The sequence below is a fragment of the Streptomyces sp. NPDC028331 genome, from assembly GCF_055565775.1.
Map to the genome: position 1 here is coordinate 201,834 of NZ_JBVHTR010000005.1, position 14,061 is coordinate 215,894.

Sequence of the window (14,061 nt, forward strand, 5' to 3'; positions counted from 1 at the left end):
CGGGCTCCTTGCACTCTCGGCGGACCCGGGAACCCGCCCCAATCTACCGGCGCCCCGATTCAGCCCGTGCTGACGCAGCGGGGTTCGAAGGCCGGGTCGGCCGGCCCCTTCCGGTTCAGGGCGTTGAGCACCCACTGCTCGACCAGCGGCGACTTGGGGGCCTGGTCGTGTTCGGTGGTGTCGAGCGGACAGCGGTCCTGGAGCAGCACGTTGGTGACGTACGAGGCAGGGCCGTCGAGGAAGGCGCTGGTGTACGGGACCACGACCTCGTCGTCACGGGTGGTGATCACCGTGTAGTCCGGGCCGACCGGGGTCTCCGGGTCGGAGTTGAGCTTCGCGAGGAAGGCCGAACCGGCGGTCTGGTCGACACAGGAGGGGCAGACGGTGGCGCCGGCGGCGAGGGCGAGCGGGTTGGTGGTCCCGTGGTTGGAGGGAACGATGCCGACGAGGTCGTCGACCTTGGTCGCACCGCCGAGGAACTTGACGTAGTAGCGGGGCATCATGCCGCCCTGGCTGTGGCCGACGATGTCGACCTTCTTGGCGCCGGTCGCGCCGAGCACGGCGTTCACGAAGTCCCGCAGCTCGGCCGCCGAATCCGGGATCGGGGCGGTCTCCATGTCGCCGTAGTCGAAGGAGAAGACGCAGTAACCGGCGTTCACCAGGGCGGGCGAGAGGGTCAGCCAGTTCTCGTACGAGGTCTTGAAGGTGCCGTTCACCAGGACGACGGGCTGCGGGTGGGCCGAGTCCGGCTTGCAGGACCAGTCGTTGGCGCCCGGTGGCGCGATGTCGACGGTGTCGGCCCCGGCCGGCGCGGCGAGGCCGACGGTGCACAGCACCGCGGTCACCGCGACGGCGAGGAGTCGGGCTGTTCGCCGTCCGCTTCTTCCCTTTGGTCCGCGCATGATGTCCCTTTCGTGCTCGGTACCGGCCGACCACTGTTCGGCAATGCCGACCGCAACCGGAATAGTTACCTCCGAGTAGACGGGCGTCAAGGATCCGGACAGTGGCTGAAACCCATCTGTTATCGGCGCGACGGACGGCACGACCGGACGGCACCGGACAGCACGAAGGGCCCGGACGCGATGTCCGGGCCCTCGGGGAGAGGTCCTGCTACGCCTGCTTGGCCGTGGCCCACTTCCGCTGCGCGGCGAGGTCCGCCTTCACCTCGGCGAGCTGCACGGCAACCGCCTCGGGGGCCGTGCCGCCGCGGCCGTTGCGGGAGGCCAGCGCGCCCGGGACGTTGAGGACCGAGCGCACCTCGGGGGTCAGGTGGCTGCTGATCTTCGCGAACTGCTCGTCCGTGAGTTCGTCCAGTTCCTTGCCCTCGGCCTCGGCCGCCTTCACGCACTCGCCGGCCACCTCGTGCGCCACCCGGAACGGCACACCCTGCTTGACGAGCCACTCGGCGATGTCGGTGGCGAGCGAGAACCCGGCCGGGGCCAGCTCCTCCATGCGCTCGCGGTGCACGGTCAGGGTGGCCATCATGCCGGTGAAGGCCGGAAGCAGGATCTCGAGCTGGTCGATGGAGTCGAAGACCGGCTCCTTGTCCTCCTGCAGGTCGCGGTTGTACGCGAGCGGGAGCGCCTTGAGGGTCGCCAGCAGGCCCGTCAGGTTGCCGATCAGACGGCCTGACTTGCCGCGCGCCAGCTCGGCGATGTCCGGGTTCTTCTTCTGCGGCATGATCGACGAGCCGGTGGAGAACGCGTCGTGGAGGGTGACGAAGGAGAACTCCTTCGTGTTCCAGATGATGACCTCCTCGGCGATCCGGGAGAGGTTCACGCCGATCATCGCGGCGATGAAGGCGAACTCGGCGACGAAGTCACGGGAGGCCGTGCCGTCGATGGAGTTGGCCGCGCTGCCGTGCTCGAAGCCCAGGTCCTCGGCGACCGCCTCCGGGTCCAGGCCGAGGCTGCTGCCCGCGAGCGCGCCCGACCCGTACGGCGACACGGCCGTCCGCTCGTCCCACTGGCGCAGGCGCTCCGCGTCCCGGGACAGGGACTGCACGTGCGCGAGGACGTGGTGGGCGAACAGGACCGGCTGGGCGTGCTGGAGGTGGGTGCGGCCGGGCATCGCCACATCCGGGTGCGCCTCCGCGAGACCGATCAGCGCGTCCTGCAGGTCGGCGATCAGACCGCCGATCGTCCGGGCGTGGTCCCGGAGGTACATCCGGAAGAGCGTCGCCACCTGGTCGTTGCGGGAGCGGCCCGCGCGCAGCTTGCCGCCGAGGTCGGGGCCGAGGCGCTCCAGCAGGCCCCGCTCCAGCGCGGTGTGGACGTCCTCGTCGGCGATGGTGCCGACGAACTCGCCCGACGCCACGTCCGCCTCGAGCCGGTCGAGCCCGGCGATCATCCGCGTCAGCTCGTCGTCCGTGAGCAGCCCCGCCTTGTGCAGCACGCGCGCGTGGGCCCGGGAGCCGGCGATGTCGTACGGCGCGAGCCGCCAGTCGAAGTGGACGGACGCGGAGAGCTTCGCCAGGGCCTCGGCGGGACCGTCGGCGAAACGGCCGCCCCAGAGCCGTACGTCACCGGTGTTGCTGCTCACTTGGGTCGCTCCTCGAGAGGGTGTCGGTGTGCCGCCGCCTCCTCACGTGCCGGGTGAGGAGGCGGCTGTCAGGCTAGTGCGTGGGGGGTCCCCGGCGCGCTCAGGCGAGGTCGCGCCTGGCGGCGATCTTCGACGACAGGCTGTAGATGTCGATGAAGCCCTTGGCCGCGGACTGGTCGAACGTGTCGCCGGTGTCGTAGGTGGCGAGGTTGAAGTCGTACAGCGACTCGCCGGAGCGGCGCCCGGTGACGACCGCGCGGCCGCCGTGCAGGGTCATCCGGATGTCGCCGGAGACGTGCCGGTTGGCCTCGTCGATGAAGCCGTCGAGGGCGCGCTTGAGGGGGGAGAACCACTGGCCGTCGTAGACCAGTTCGCCCCAGCGCTGCTCGACCTGCCGCTTGTAGCGGGCGAGTTCGCGCTCGACGGTGACGTTCTCCAGCTCCTGGTGGGCGGTGATCAGGGCGATCGCGCCCGGAGCCTCGTACACCTCGCGGGACTTGATGCCGACGAGGCGGTCCTCGACCATGTCGATCCGGCCGATGCCCTGGGCGCCGGCGCGCTCGTTGAGCTGCTGGATCGCCTGGAGCACGGTGACGGGCCTGCCGTCGATCGCGACCGGGACGCCCTCCTTGAAGGTGATGATCACCTCGTCGGCCTCGCGCGGGGTCGCCGGGTTCTGGGTGTACTCGTAGATGTCCTCGATCGGGGCGTTCCAGATGTCCTCGAGGAAGCCGGTCTCGACGGCACGCCCGAAGACGTTCTGGTCGATGGAGTACGGGGACTTCTTGGTGGTCGCGATGGGGAGGTTCTTCTCCTCGCAGAACGCGATGGCCTTGTCGCGGGTCATCGCGTAGTCGCGGACCGGGGCGATGCACTTCAGGTCCGGGGCGAGCGCGACGATTCCGGCCTCGAAGCGGACCTGGTCGTTGCCCTTGCCGGTGCAGCCGTGGGCGACCGTGGTGGCGCCGTGCTTCTGGGCGGCGGCGACCAGGTGCTTGACGATCGTCGGCCTGGACAGGGCGGAGACCAGCGGGTAGCGGTCCATGTAGAGGGCGTTGGCCTTGACCGCCGGGAGGCAGTACTCCTCCGCGAACTCGTCCTTGGCGTCGGCGACCTCGGCCTCCACGGCACCGCAGGCCAGCGCGCGCTTGCGGATCACGTCCAGGTCCTCGCCGCCCTGTCCGACGTCCACCGCGACGGCGATGACCTCGGCGCCCGTCTCCTCGGCGATCCAGCCGATGGCGACGGAGGTGTCCAGACCGCCTGAATAGGCGAGTACGACGCGCTCGGTCACGGGGTTCTCCTCACACTGCGCTCGCTGACATGCATGAGTATGCAGAACTCTGCATGATTCGTCAATGCGACCGGCGCTTTGCGAACCCGTTGAACACGGGCAACCGCTTTCCCGTATCTCTCGCCGAACGCAGGCGCCGCGTTTTCACGGCAGTCACGCCAGTGACTGCCGTGTTCGTCACAGCAGTCATCCCGACCCGAGTGAGGCATCTTCATGTCCAGGGCTCTTCCGAAGTACAACAAGCGCCGCGTGGCGATCATCGGCGGCGCCGCCGCGGTGGTGCTCTCCGGCGCGGTCATCGCCGGTTCCGCCCTCGCGGGGGAGACGTCCCAGAGCAACGGCGCCCGGACCCTGGCTGCGGGGCCCGGCACGATCACCTGCCCGGACGTGAAGTCCCAGCTCCCCGCGATCCCCGCCTCCGCCCAGGCCGAGGTCGACCGCAACCTGACCCTGCTCGACACCCAGATCGCCGAGGCCAACAAGCGCCTGGTGGACACCGTGGGCCAGGGCGGACCCAACTTCGTCAACAACGCGATCCTCGGACCACTCAAGGACAAGCGGGTGGCGACGATCAACCGCATCGCCACGGCGATCGGCCGCACCGCCGCCAAGCCGCAGGGCCTGGACGCCCTGGCTCCGTGCGCCCTCAACGCCGGTGGCGCCGCGGGCAATGCCGGTGGCGCCGCGGGCAACGCCGGCGCGAGCGCCTCGGCCACCCAGCAGGCCGGCGGCAACAACGGGAACATGGGGAACGGCGGGGGCAAGGGGAAGGCCGGGGGCAAGGGGAACGCCGGGAAGGCCGGGGGCAAGGGGAACGCCGGGAACGCCGGCGGCGCCTCCGCCGCGGGCACCATCTCCTGCCCGGACGTGAAGTCCCAGCTCCCCGCGATCCCCGCCTCCGCCCAGGCCGAGGTCGACCGCAACCTGACCCTGCTCAACACCCAGATCGACGAGGCCGACAAGCGGCTCGCCTCCTCGGTGGGCCAGGGCGGACCGAACTTCGTCCAGAACGCGATCCTCGGCCCGCTGGCGGACAAGCGGAAGTCCACCATCGACCGCATCGCCATCGCGATCGGCCGGACGTCCGCCAAGCCGCAGGGCCTGGACTCCCTGGCCGCCTGCACGCTCACCAAGTGACGTGACAGGCACCGTGGCCGCCCCGCGCGCCGGCCGGGGCGGCCACGGGTTCCGGGACGACCGGACGCACCAATTCCTTAGACAGCCGAAAGACCCTGCTCGATAATGCCCGCATGGGAAAGACGTATGAGCGCATTGACGGCAGGCTGCGGACGTTCATCGAGGCACAACCCCTGTTCTTCACGGCCACGGCGCCCCTGGCCGCCGACGGCACGGTCAACCTCTCCCCGAAGGGACTGAGGGGATCGTTCGCGGTGCTCGACGAACACACCGTGGCCTATCTGGACTTCGCCGGGAGCAACGCCGAGACGATCGCGCATCTGCGCGAGAACGGCCGGATCACCCTCATGTGGTGCGCCTTCCAGGGCCCACCGAACATCGTGCGCGTGCACGGCCGCGGTGAGCCCGTCTTCCGCGACGACCCCCGCTTCGAGGATCTGCTGGCCCGCTTCCCGGACATCGACCCCACCCGCCACGGTCTGCGCGCCGTCATCGTCGTCACGGCCGAGCTCATCCGGGACACCTGTGGCTATGCGGTGCCCTTCATGTCGTACGAGGACGAGCGCGATCTGCACGGCAAGCGCTTCGCGCGCGAGGACGACGCCTCCCTCGACAGGTACTTTCGGGGGAAAGAACACATCGCGACCAGCCTGGACGGCCTGCCGGGACTGCCGTTGCCCCTCCCCCCGGCTACGTTCTGAGGCATGCGCCCCGGTGTCGTCGCCGCCCTCGCCTCCGCCTCCCTCCTTCTGTCCGGTGCGGCGCCGGACCCCGCGGAGGACGCCCTTGTGCCCGAACGGATGGCCGACACCGGCGGCGGCACCCAGCTGATCATCGCGGAGGCCGCCACGACCGGCGCGACGTCGGGGACGGTCACCTGGTGGGACGGCACCGGCGGTCGGTGGGTCAGAGCGGGCTCGGCACCCGCGCGCTTCGGGGCGAACGGGCTTGTGGAGGGCGGCTCGCGCCGACAGGGCACGAGCACGACACCGACGGGCCTGTACGACCTGCCGTTCGCGTTCGGCATCAAGGCCGCGCCCGCGGGCGCGAGGGCGCCGTACCGGCGGGTGCGCCAGGACACGTGGTGGTGCCAGGACACGGAGTCGCTCTCCTACAACCGCTGGACGGAGCCCCTCCCCGCCGACTGCCGCGCCTCCGAGTCGGAACACCTGATCACGTACGCCCCGCAGTACGACCACGCCCTCGTGATCGGGTTCAACTACCACCTGCCGGTGCGGGGGCGCGGTGCCGGCATCTTCCTGCACGTCGACGGCAAGGGGGCGACCGAAGGCTGCGTCTCCGTGCCCGAGGCGGCGATGGAGCGGATCCTGGCGTGGGCGGATCCCGGGCGGCGGCCGCACATCGCGATCGGGACGGCGAGCGGGCCGACGGCGATCACTCGTTACTAGCCCGGCCGACGGCGATCACTCGCTACCCGCCCGGGCCGGCGGCGATCACTGCTCACCGGCATGGACGGCGACGATCAGCGGTCACCGGCGTGGACGGCGGCGATCAGCGGTCACCGGCATGGACGGCGGCGATCAGCGGTCACCGGCATGGACGGCGGCGATCAGCGGTCACCGGCGTGGACGGCGGCGGTCAGCCGTCGCCGGCCCGGTCGGCCGGCAGGCGCACCGTGAACGTGGTGGCCCCGGGGCGGCTCTCCAGGCCCACAGTGCCCCCGTGCGCCTCGGTCACCGCCGCGACGATCGACAGGCCCAGGCCCGCTCCACCGCCCTGGTGTCCGGGGCGGCGGCGGTGTTCGGCCCGGGTGAAGCGTTCGAAGACGCCCGGCCGGATGTCGGCGGGGACTCCCGGTCCGTCGTCGTGGACCGTGAGCACGGCTGTCGTGCCGTCCGTCTCCAGGGACACGGTCACCTTGGTGCCCACGGGCGTGTGCAAACGCGCGTTGGCCAACAGGTTCGCCAGCACCTGCTGGAGGCGGTGCGCGTCCCCCGTCACGGTCACGGGCTCCTCCGGCAGCTCCATCGTCCAGCCGTGGCCGGGGCCCGCGGCCCGCGCGTCCGTGACCGCGTCGAGGACCAGGCGGGTCAGGTCGACGGAGCGCCGCTCCAGGGGGCGCCCCGCGTCCAGCCGGGCCAGCAGCAGCAGGTCGTCGACCATCTCCCCCATGCGTCCCGACTCCGCGGCGATCCGCTCCAGGGCGCGGGTCACCTCCGGCGGCACCGGGCCGGGATGCAGCAGCGCCAGCTCGGCGTGCCCCCGGACCGAGGCGACCGGAGTGCGCAGCTCGTGGCTGGCGTCGGCCGCGAAGCTGCGCAGCCGTTCCTCGCTGGCGTGCCGCTTGGTGAGCGCGTCCTCGACATGGCCGAGCATGCGGTTGAAGGCACCGGCGACCCGGCCCACCTCGCTGCGCGGGTGGCTCTCGGGGGCGCGCGGCGGCAGCGCGACCTCGCCGCTGGCGAGCGGGAGTTCGCTGACCCGGGTGGCGGTCGCGGCGACCCGGCTGAGCGGGCGCAGGGACCAGCGCACCCAGAGGGCGCCCGCGACACCGGTGACCGTGAGGGCCGCGCCGAAGACCACCGCGGCGACGAGTTCCAGGCGGTGCACCGCGGCGTCCACCGGCTCGAGCGGCAACCCGGTGATCAGCACGTCGCCGTCCAGGCCGCCGGTCGCGACGAGGCGGTACTCGCCGAGGGACGACAGGCAGACGCTGTGCCCCCTGCCGTCCACCGGCACCCTGGCGAGCGTGCGCTTGTCCCGTGTGCTCAGCGGGGCACTGAGATCGGAGCCGTCACTGCCGGGGTGCACCAGCCCCACGTTGGTGACCCTGCCCCCGACCAGCCGGGCACCGAAGGTGCCGGAGGACTGTTTGCGTGTGTCGGCGTGCTCGTCACCGTCGTGGTCCGAGGGTTTGACGCCGTGTTCCAGGCTTGCCGCGAACCGCGGGCCGACGTCCCGTAGCTGCTGGTCCAGCCGGCCGGTGAGGAAGCCGTTCAGCTCCACCACGGCGGCCACCCCGACGGCGGCGCAGCTCAGCGCCAGCAGCACGACGAGCCCGGCGGTGAGCCGGGCGCGCAGGGTGCGCGGCCTGGGCAGGCGCCGTACCGCTTCGCGCAGCCGGGCCCTCATCGGGCCGCCGGCTTCAGCACGTACCCGGCGCCGCGCACCGTGTGGATCATGGGCTCGCGGCCCGCGTCCACCTTCTTGCGCAGGTAGGAGATGTACAGCTCGACGACGTGGGCCTGGCCGCCGAAGTCGTAGGACCACACCCGGTCCAGGATCTGGGCCTTGCTGAGCACGCGCCGCGGATTGCGCATCAGGAAGCGCAGCAGTTCGAACTCGGTCGGTGACAGTTCGACCAGCTCCCCGGCCCGGGTGACCTCGCGGGCCTCCTCGTCCATGACCAGGTCGCCGACCGTGAGCCGGGGCCCGTCCTCGAGCTGGCGGGCCATGCCGGCCCGGCGAAGCAGACCGCGCAGCCGGGCGACGACCTCCTCCAGGCTGAACGGCTTGGTCACGTAGTCGTCGCCGCCCGCGGTGATGCCGGCGATACGGTCCTCGACGGCGTCCCGTGCGGTGAGGAAGAGCACACACACGTCCGGTTTCACGTCGTGCAGCTCCCGCAGCACGGCGAACCCGTCGGTGTCCGGCAGCATCACGTCCAGGACCACCGCGTCGGGCATCAGGTCACGTGCCTCGGCGACGGCGGCGGCGCCGTCACCGGCGGTGCGCACCTCCCAGCCCTCGTAGCGCAGGGCCCCGGACAGCACCTCGGCGAGGTCGGGGTCGTCGTCGACGACGAGGACGCGCAGCGGCGTGCCGTCGGGGCGGGCGAGGGCGGGGCGGCCGGAGCGGGGTGTGTTCATGGCGCTTACCAGGATCCCCCCTGGCGGCGGCGACCCGTGACGCGGGCCGCTCTGAGTTCCCTATGAGTGACGTGGCCGGCCCGGCGAGAGTTCCCTGACCAGCGCGCTTGCCCGCCGTCGTCTTCAGGGCGGGCTCAGGTTCCTCAGAGCCGCCTCAGAAGTTCCGCCTGCACAGTTGCCGGGTCGATACGCCCGAAAGGAACAGATCATGACCACGGTCTACCAGCAGCAGGCGCCACCCTTGTCGCCGGTCGTCCGGCGCTCTCCGGCGGTCCCCCTGCTGGCCCTGCTGTGGGCGGGGGCGGCCGCCGTGGTCGCCCTGTGGTGGCAGAACACCGGTTCGGTGACGGGCACGGCGGGCTGGCTGACCGGAGCGGGGCGGATCGCGGGACTGCTGTGCGGGTACTCCTGCGCGGTGCTCGTGGGCCTGATGGCCCGGGTGCCGCTGCTGGAGCGGCGGATCGGCTCGGACCGGGTGGCGCGCTGGCACGCCATGGCCGGACGGTACACGGTCTGTCTGCTGGTGGTGCACATCGTGCTGATCCTGTCCGGGTACGCCGCCCAGGACAGGGCTTCGCCGGTGCACGAGGCGATCACCGTCGTCTTCGACTACCCGGAGATGATCAAGGCCACCCTCGGCACGATCGTCCTGTTCGCCGTCGGGATCACCTCGGCGCGGGCCGTCCGCCGCAAGGTCAGCCACGAGTTCTGGTACTACGTGCACCTGCTGACGTACGTGGCGGTCTTCTTCGCCTTCGGCCACCAGCTCGCACTGGGCGCCGAGTTCGTCGGGAAGCCGGTCGCGCAGGCCGCCTGGTACGCGCTCTACCTGGGGGTCGCGGCCCTGGTGGTCTGGTTCCGGCTCCTCACCCCGGTGCGGCTCAATCTGCGCCACCGGCTGCGGGTGGAGTCGGTGCACCAGGAGGCGCCGGGCGTCTGGTCCGTCGTCATGCGCGGCCGGCACCTGGACGAGCTGGGAGCGCGGCCGGGGCAGTTCTTCCGCTGGCGCTTCCTGACGGACGGCCTGCGCTGGACGTCCACGCCGTACTCCCTGTCGGCGCCGCCCCGCCGCACCCGGCTCCGCATCACGGTCAAGGCGCTCGGCGACCACAGCACCTCGGTGGCCATGCTGCGGCCCGGCACCCGGGTGTGGGCGGAGGGCCCGTACGGGTCGCTGACCGCCGACCGGCAGACCACCGGCAGGTCCCTGCTGATCGCGGGCGGTGTCGGCGTCACCCCGCTGCGCGCCCTGTTCGAGACGCTGCCGGGTGAGGTGACGCTGCTGTACCGGGCGCGCACGGCCGAGGACCTGGCTCTCGGCGGCGAGCTGGAGGCCATAGCCCGCTGGCGGGGCGCCAAGGTGCTGTACGCCCTGAACGGCGAGGACGGCTCACGCCCCCGCCTCACGCCCGGTGCGCTGCACGGCGCGGTGCCCGAGCTCGCCGACCACGACGTGTATCTGTGCGGGCCGACCGGGTTCGCCGAGGACATGTACGAGGCACTGCGGGCCGCCGGGGTCCCCGACCGCCGTATCCACCACGAGTCGTTCGAGCTGTGAGGCCCGTCATGCACACGTTGAAGAGGAAGAGCCCGCTGCGCCGGATCGTGCTGGCGAGCGCCGCGACCGTCTCCGGGATGGTGTTGCTGCTGTCGATGAAGCCGCACTCGTCGCCCGGCATCGCCGTGGCCGCGCCCGCGCCGTCGACCAGTGCGAGCGCGTCGGCCGGGTCCGGGGGGTCCGCCGACTCGAGCGGGTCCGGTGGGTCGAGCAGCTCGAACAGCTCAAGCGGATCCAGCAGCTCAAGCGGATCCAGCGGATCGGCCACGACCGGCACCAAAACCGTCACCGGGGAGTCCGTCCAGACCCGCTACGGACCCGTCCAGGTCCGGATCACCGTGAAGAGCGGCAGGCTCACCGACGTCACGACGGTCACCTACCCCCAGGACAACCCCAGGGACCAGGAGATCAACAGCTACGCCATCCCCCAGCTCACCCGGGAGGCCCTGGCCGCGCAGAGCGCGAGCATCGACGTGGTCTCCGGCGCCACTTACACGAGCCAGGGTTACCAGCAGTCACTCCAGTCGGCGCTGGACTCGGTCAAGGGTTGAACGCCCGGCGGCTCCGCCACGTACCTCTGGGCCAAGGGGGCCACTGGCCTCGCCCGTCCCATGGAGGAACACGGAGGAGACCGTGTCCACGATCGCCGGTGGCCGCGCCGCGCGGCGCCAGACGATGCGCGCCATCCGCCCACGCCGCTCACCCGCCGTACCGCTGCTGCTCGCCGTCTGGGCGGGCGCGGCGGGCGTCGTCTGGCTGTGGTGGATGAACACGCCGTCCATCGCCGACAACAACAGCAGAATCCTGAACGCGGGGCGGATCACCGGCCTGCTCGCCGGCTATCTGATGGCCCTCGTGGTGCTGCAGATGGCGCGGGTGCCCGCGCTGGAGCGCCGGGTCGGCTCCGACCGGGTCGCCCGCTGGCACGCCATGACCGGCCGGTACACCATCTGTCTGGTCCTCGCCCACCTGTTCCTGACCATGTGGGGCTACGCCCTGCAGAGCGGCAAGGGGCTCGGCGGGATCGTCCAGCAGACGATCGACTCGATCAACCAGCTCCCGGACGTGGGCAAGGCCACCGTCGGCACGAGCCTGCTCGTCCTCATCGGCCTGCTCTCGATCGGCCCGGTCCGGCGCAGGATCTCCTACGACCTCTGGTACCACGTCCATCTGCTCACCTACGCGGCCACGTACCTGTCGTTCTGGCACCAGTTGTCGACCGGCAACGAGTTCGCCGTGCAGCCGGAGGCGAAGACCGCCTGGTACGCGCTGTACGGGTCGGTGACCGCGCTGGTGATCTGGTACCGGATCCTCACGCCGATCCGGCTCAACCTGCGCCACCGGCTGCGGGTCGAGGCGGTCGTGGAGGAGACGCCCGGAGTGGTGTCGGTGCTGATGACCGGGCGGAAGCTGCACCGGATGGGTGCGGAGGCCGGGCAGTTCTTCCGCTGGCGGTTCCTCGCCCCCGGAATGCGGTTCAGCTCGCACCCGTACTCCCTGTCGGCGGCGCCCCGCCCCAACATGCTCCGCATCACGGTGAAGGCGATCGGCGACCACAGCTCCGCGCTGCGGGACCTGGAGCCCGGGACGCGGGTGTGGGCGGAGGGCCCGTACGGGGCGATGACCGCCGACCGGCGCAGCCGGGGCAAGGTGCTGCTGGTGGCCGGCGGTGTCGGCATCACGCCGATGCGGGCCCTGTTCGAGACGCTGCCGGGCGCCCCCGGCGACATCACCCTCCTCTACCGCGCCAACACCACCCAGGATCTGGCCCTGTGGGACGAGCTGGCGCAGATCGCGGAGGAGCGCGGCGCCCGGCTGATGTACGCGGTCAACAGCCCGGACGGGGAGCGCCCGGACATCTCGGCGGAGACCCTGAGCCGGAAGCTGCCGGACATCGACCGCCACGACGTCTTCATGTGCGGGCCGCCCGGCTTCGCGCAGCAGGTGTACGAAGCACTGCGCGGCGCGGGTGTTCCCGCCCGCCGCATCCATCACGAGTCGTTCGAGATGTGAGCGACGGGAAACCAGGAGCCTGGAAGAACATGAGGAAGAGCCACCCCGTGCGGCGTGTCGTGCTCGCCACCGCCGCCACCGTGTCCGGGATCGTCCTGCTGCTGTCCCTGAAGCCGGCCTCGGGTCCCGCCTCGGCCCAGGCTGCGGGCGGTGCGGCCCCACAGCAGACCGCCGCCTCCCAGGAGTCGCCACAGGGCGGCAGCGGACAGCAGGCCGGCACCCGGACCGTCACCGGCGATGTCGCCAAGACGCAGTACGGCCCCGTCCAGGTCCGCCTGACCGTCAGCGGCGGGAAGATCACCAAGGCGGAGGCGGTCCAGGCGCCCAAGGGCGGGCTCAGCGACCAGAAGACCGCCATGGCCGTCCCCAAACTCAACCAGGAAGCGGTGAGCGCACAGAGCGCGCAGATCGACGCGGTCTCCGGCGCCACGTACACGAGCGGCGGCTACAAGCAGTCCCTGCAGTCGGCGATCGACAAGGCGAAGGCCGCGTCCGCCGACGGCGGTTCGTCCGGCTCCGCGGGGGGCTCCGGGTCGTCGGGGGCGGCCCAGGCCCGCGCGGTCACCGGTAACGTGGCGCAGACGCAGTACGGCCCCGTCCAGGTCCGCCTGACCGTGAGCGGCGGGAAGATCACCAAGGCGGAGGCGGTCCAGGCGCCCAAGGGCGGGCTCAGCGACCAGAAGACCGCCATGGCCGTTCCCAAACTCAACCAGGAGGCGGTGAGCGCACAGAGTGCGAACATCGACGCGGTCTCCGGCGCGACCTATACCAGCACCGGCTACAAGCAGTCCCTTCAGTCGGCCCTCGACAAGGCCGGTGGCTGAGTGGCGGACCAGGTGACCGACCGCGAGGCACCGCTCGTTCTGCGGCACGCCGAAGAGGTGATGGGGACCGTCTTCTCCTTCGACGTGCGCGGCGGCGAACCCGAGGCCGTCGGGGCCGCGCTGGAGGAGGCGGTCGCCCTGCTCCACCGGCTGGACGAGGTGTTCAGCACCTACCGGGAGCACAGCCAGGTCTCGCGGCTCGCCCGTGGTGAGGTGACCGTGGCGGACTGCGACCCCGAGGTGGCCGAGGTACTCGCCCTCGGCGCGGAGGCGGAGCGGATCAGCGACGGCTGGTTCAGCACCCGGTTCGAGGGCCGGATCGACCCGACGGGGATCGTGAAGGGCTGGGCCGTCGAGCAGGTGGCCGGGCGTCTGGCGGCGGCCGGGGCGAGCGGGGTGAGCGTCAACGGCGGCGGGGACGTGCAGATGTACGGCATGCCGGAACCGCACCGGCCCTGGCGGGTCGGCGTGTCGGATCCGCTGCGGCCCGGCGGGCTGGCGGCGGTGGTCTCGGCGGCCGGCGCGGAGCGGTTGGCCGTGGCCACGTCGGGGACCGCGGAGCGTGGAGCGCACATCGTGGACCCGCGCACGGGGCGCTCCGCGGTGACCGACCTGGTGGCGGTGACGGTGGTGGGTCCCAGCCTGACCTGGGCGGACGCCTGGGCCACGGCGGCGTTCGCGATGGGGTCGCGGGCGGGGCTGGCGTGGCTGGAGTCACTGCCGGACGTGGAGGCGCTGCTGATCACCGCGGGGGACGAGGTGCGGTGCACGGGGGGTCTCGCCGCGCGCCTGGGGTGACTTGAGACGCGGGCAGTCGTGCCTTCCCCAGAGCCTTGACAGCCTGGGGGCGCCCCCGGCGCTGGG

Annotated in this window: 13 protein-coding genes; 8 read left to right on the plus strand and 5 right to left on the minus strand. The window is 71.7% G+C overall.

Annotated features, from left to right (window positions below; all coding sequences use genetic code 11):
• Positions 1 to 59: 59 nt before the first annotated feature.
• From ACZ4SW_RS08940 to ACZ4SW_RS08950, 3 genes are all read right to left on the minus strand, one after another.
• On the minus strand, positions 60 to 902 hold the full coding sequence (locus tag ACZ4SW_RS08940; RefSeq protein ID WP_468239845.1) for an alpha/beta fold hydrolase: 843 nt from the start codon (positions 900 to 902) through the stop codon (positions 60 to 62).
• Between the two features lie 208 nt (positions 903 to 1,110).
• Positions 1,111 to 2,541 (minus strand): argininosuccinate lyase, encoded by a 1,431-nt coding sequence (argH, locus tag ACZ4SW_RS08945; RefSeq protein WP_468239848.1) that lies wholly within the window; start codon positions 2,539 to 2,541, stop codon positions 1,111 to 1,113.
• Between the two features lie 100 nt (positions 2,542 to 2,641).
• A complete protein-coding gene (locus tag ACZ4SW_RS08950; protein ID WP_468239850.1) occupies positions 2,642 to 3,835 on the minus strand; it encodes an argininosuccinate synthase in 1,194 nt (397 codons plus the stop codon).
• Positions 3,836 to 4,048: 213 nt separating this feature from the next.
• On the opposite strand from ACZ4SW_RS08950, the gene ACZ4SW_RS08955 reads away from it, so the two are divergent.
• The 3 genes from ACZ4SW_RS08955 (at position 4,049) to ACZ4SW_RS08965 (ending at position 6,381) form a co-directional block, all read left to right on the plus strand.
• Positions 4,049 to 4,972, plus strand: coding sequence for a hypothetical protein (locus ACZ4SW_RS08955; RefSeq protein WP_468239853.1), 924 nt, complete (start codon positions 4,049 to 4,051; stop codon positions 4,970 to 4,972).
• 113 nt (positions 4,973 to 5,085) lie between these two features.
• The gene (locus ACZ4SW_RS08960) at positions 5,086 to 5,673 is read left to right on the plus strand and encodes a pyridoxamine 5'-phosphate oxidase family protein (protein ID WP_468239855.1); all 588 of its coding nucleotides are present in this window, start codon (positions 5,086 to 5,088) and stop codon (positions 5,671 to 5,673) included.
• Positions 5,674 to 5,676: 3 nt separating this feature from the next.
• Entirely contained in the window at positions 5,677 to 6,381 is a 705-nt protein-coding gene (locus ACZ4SW_RS08965; RefSeq protein WP_468239857.1) for a L,D-transpeptidase family protein, read from the plus strand.
• Between the two features lie 190 nt (positions 6,382 to 6,571).
• Here ACZ4SW_RS08965 and ACZ4SW_RS08970 read toward each other — a convergent pair whose 3' ends face one another.
• Entirely contained in the window at positions 6,572 to 8,065 is a 1,494-nt protein-coding gene (locus tag ACZ4SW_RS08970) for a sensor histidine kinase (protein ID WP_468239859.1), read from the minus strand.
• Positions 8,062 to 8,802, minus strand: coding sequence for a response regulator transcription factor (locus tag ACZ4SW_RS08975; protein ID WP_468239862.1), 741 nt, complete (start codon positions 8,800 to 8,802; stop codon positions 8,062 to 8,064). The genes ACZ4SW_RS08970 and ACZ4SW_RS08975 overlap by 4 nt, the downstream gene beginning before the upstream one ends.
• Positions 8,803 to 9,010: 208 nt before the next feature.
• Between ACZ4SW_RS08975 and ACZ4SW_RS08980 the strand changes: the two genes are divergently transcribed.
• The 5 genes from ACZ4SW_RS08980 (at position 9,011) to ACZ4SW_RS09000 (ending at position 13,995) form a co-directional block, all read left to right on the plus strand.
• On the plus strand, positions 9,011 to 10,360 hold the full coding sequence (locus tag ACZ4SW_RS08980) for a ferredoxin reductase family protein (RefSeq protein WP_468239864.1): 1,350 nt from the start codon (positions 9,011 to 9,013) through the stop codon (positions 10,358 to 10,360).
• An 8-nt stretch (positions 10,361 to 10,368) separates the two neighbouring features.
• The gene (locus ACZ4SW_RS08985) at positions 10,369 to 10,911 is read left to right on the plus strand and encodes an FMN-binding protein (protein ID WP_468239866.1); all 543 of its coding nucleotides are present in this window, start codon (positions 10,369 to 10,371) and stop codon (positions 10,909 to 10,911) included.
• 124 nt (positions 10,912 to 11,035) lie between these two features.
• A complete protein-coding gene (locus tag ACZ4SW_RS08990) occupies positions 11,036 to 12,373 on the plus strand; it encodes a ferredoxin reductase family protein (protein WP_468240329.1) in 1,338 nt (445 codons plus the stop codon).
• A gap of 29 nt (positions 12,374 to 12,402) precedes the next feature.
• Entirely contained in the window at positions 12,403 to 13,197 is a 795-nt protein-coding gene (locus tag ACZ4SW_RS08995) for an FMN-binding protein (protein WP_468239869.1), read from the plus strand.
• Between the two features lie 60 nt (positions 13,198 to 13,257).
• Entirely contained in the window at positions 13,258 to 13,995 is a 738-nt protein-coding gene (locus tag ACZ4SW_RS09000) for an FAD:protein FMN transferase (RefSeq protein ID WP_468240331.1), read from the plus strand.
• Positions 13,996 to 14,061: the final 66 nt, after the last annotated feature.

What these genes read in the sequence shown, in the direction of transcription:
- ACZ4SW_RS08960 (WP_468239855.1), top strand. Translation starts at nt 5,086, where the DNA reads ATGGGAAAGACGTATGAGCGCATTGACGGCAGGCTGCGGACGTTCATC.
- ACZ4SW_RS08940 (WP_468239845.1), bottom strand. Translation starts at nt 902, where the DNA reads ATGCGCGGACCAAAGGGAAGAAGCGGACGGCGAACAGCCCGACTCCTC.
- ACZ4SW_RS09000 (WP_468240331.1), top strand. Translation starts at nt 13,258, where the DNA reads ATGGGGACCGTCTTCTCCTTCGACGTGCGCGGCGGCGAACCCGAGGCC.
- ACZ4SW_RS08980 (WP_468239864.1), top strand. Translation starts at nt 9,011, where the DNA reads ATGACCACGGTCTACCAGCAGCAGGCGCCACCCTTGTCGCCGGTCGTC.
- ACZ4SW_RS08990 (WP_468240329.1), top strand. Translation starts at nt 11,036, where the DNA reads ATGCGCGCCATCCGCCCACGCCGCTCACCCGCCGTACCGCTGCTGCTC.
- ACZ4SW_RS08965 (WP_468239857.1), top strand. Translation starts at nt 5,677, where the DNA reads ATGCGCCCCGGTGTCGTCGCCGCCCTCGCCTCCGCCTCCCTCCTTCTG.
- ACZ4SW_RS08995 (WP_468239869.1), top strand. Translation starts at nt 12,403, where the DNA reads ATGAGGAAGAGCCACCCCGTGCGGCGTGTCGTGCTCGCCACCGCCGCC.
- ACZ4SW_RS08975 (WP_468239862.1), bottom strand. Translation starts at nt 8,802, where the DNA reads ATGAACACACCCCGCTCCGGCCGCCCCGCCCTCGCCCGCCCCGACGGC.
- ACZ4SW_RS08985 (WP_468239866.1), top strand. Translation starts at nt 10,369, where the DNA reads ATGCACACGTTGAAGAGGAAGAGCCCGCTGCGCCGGATCGTGCTGGCG.
- ACZ4SW_RS08955 (WP_468239853.1), top strand. Translation starts at nt 4,049, where the DNA reads ATGTCCAGGGCTCTTCCGAAGTACAACAAGCGCCGCGTGGCGATCATC.
- ACZ4SW_RS08970 (WP_468239859.1), bottom strand. Translation starts at nt 8,065, where the DNA reads ATGAGGGCCCGGCTGCGCGAAGCGGTACGGCGCCTGCCCAGGCCGCGC.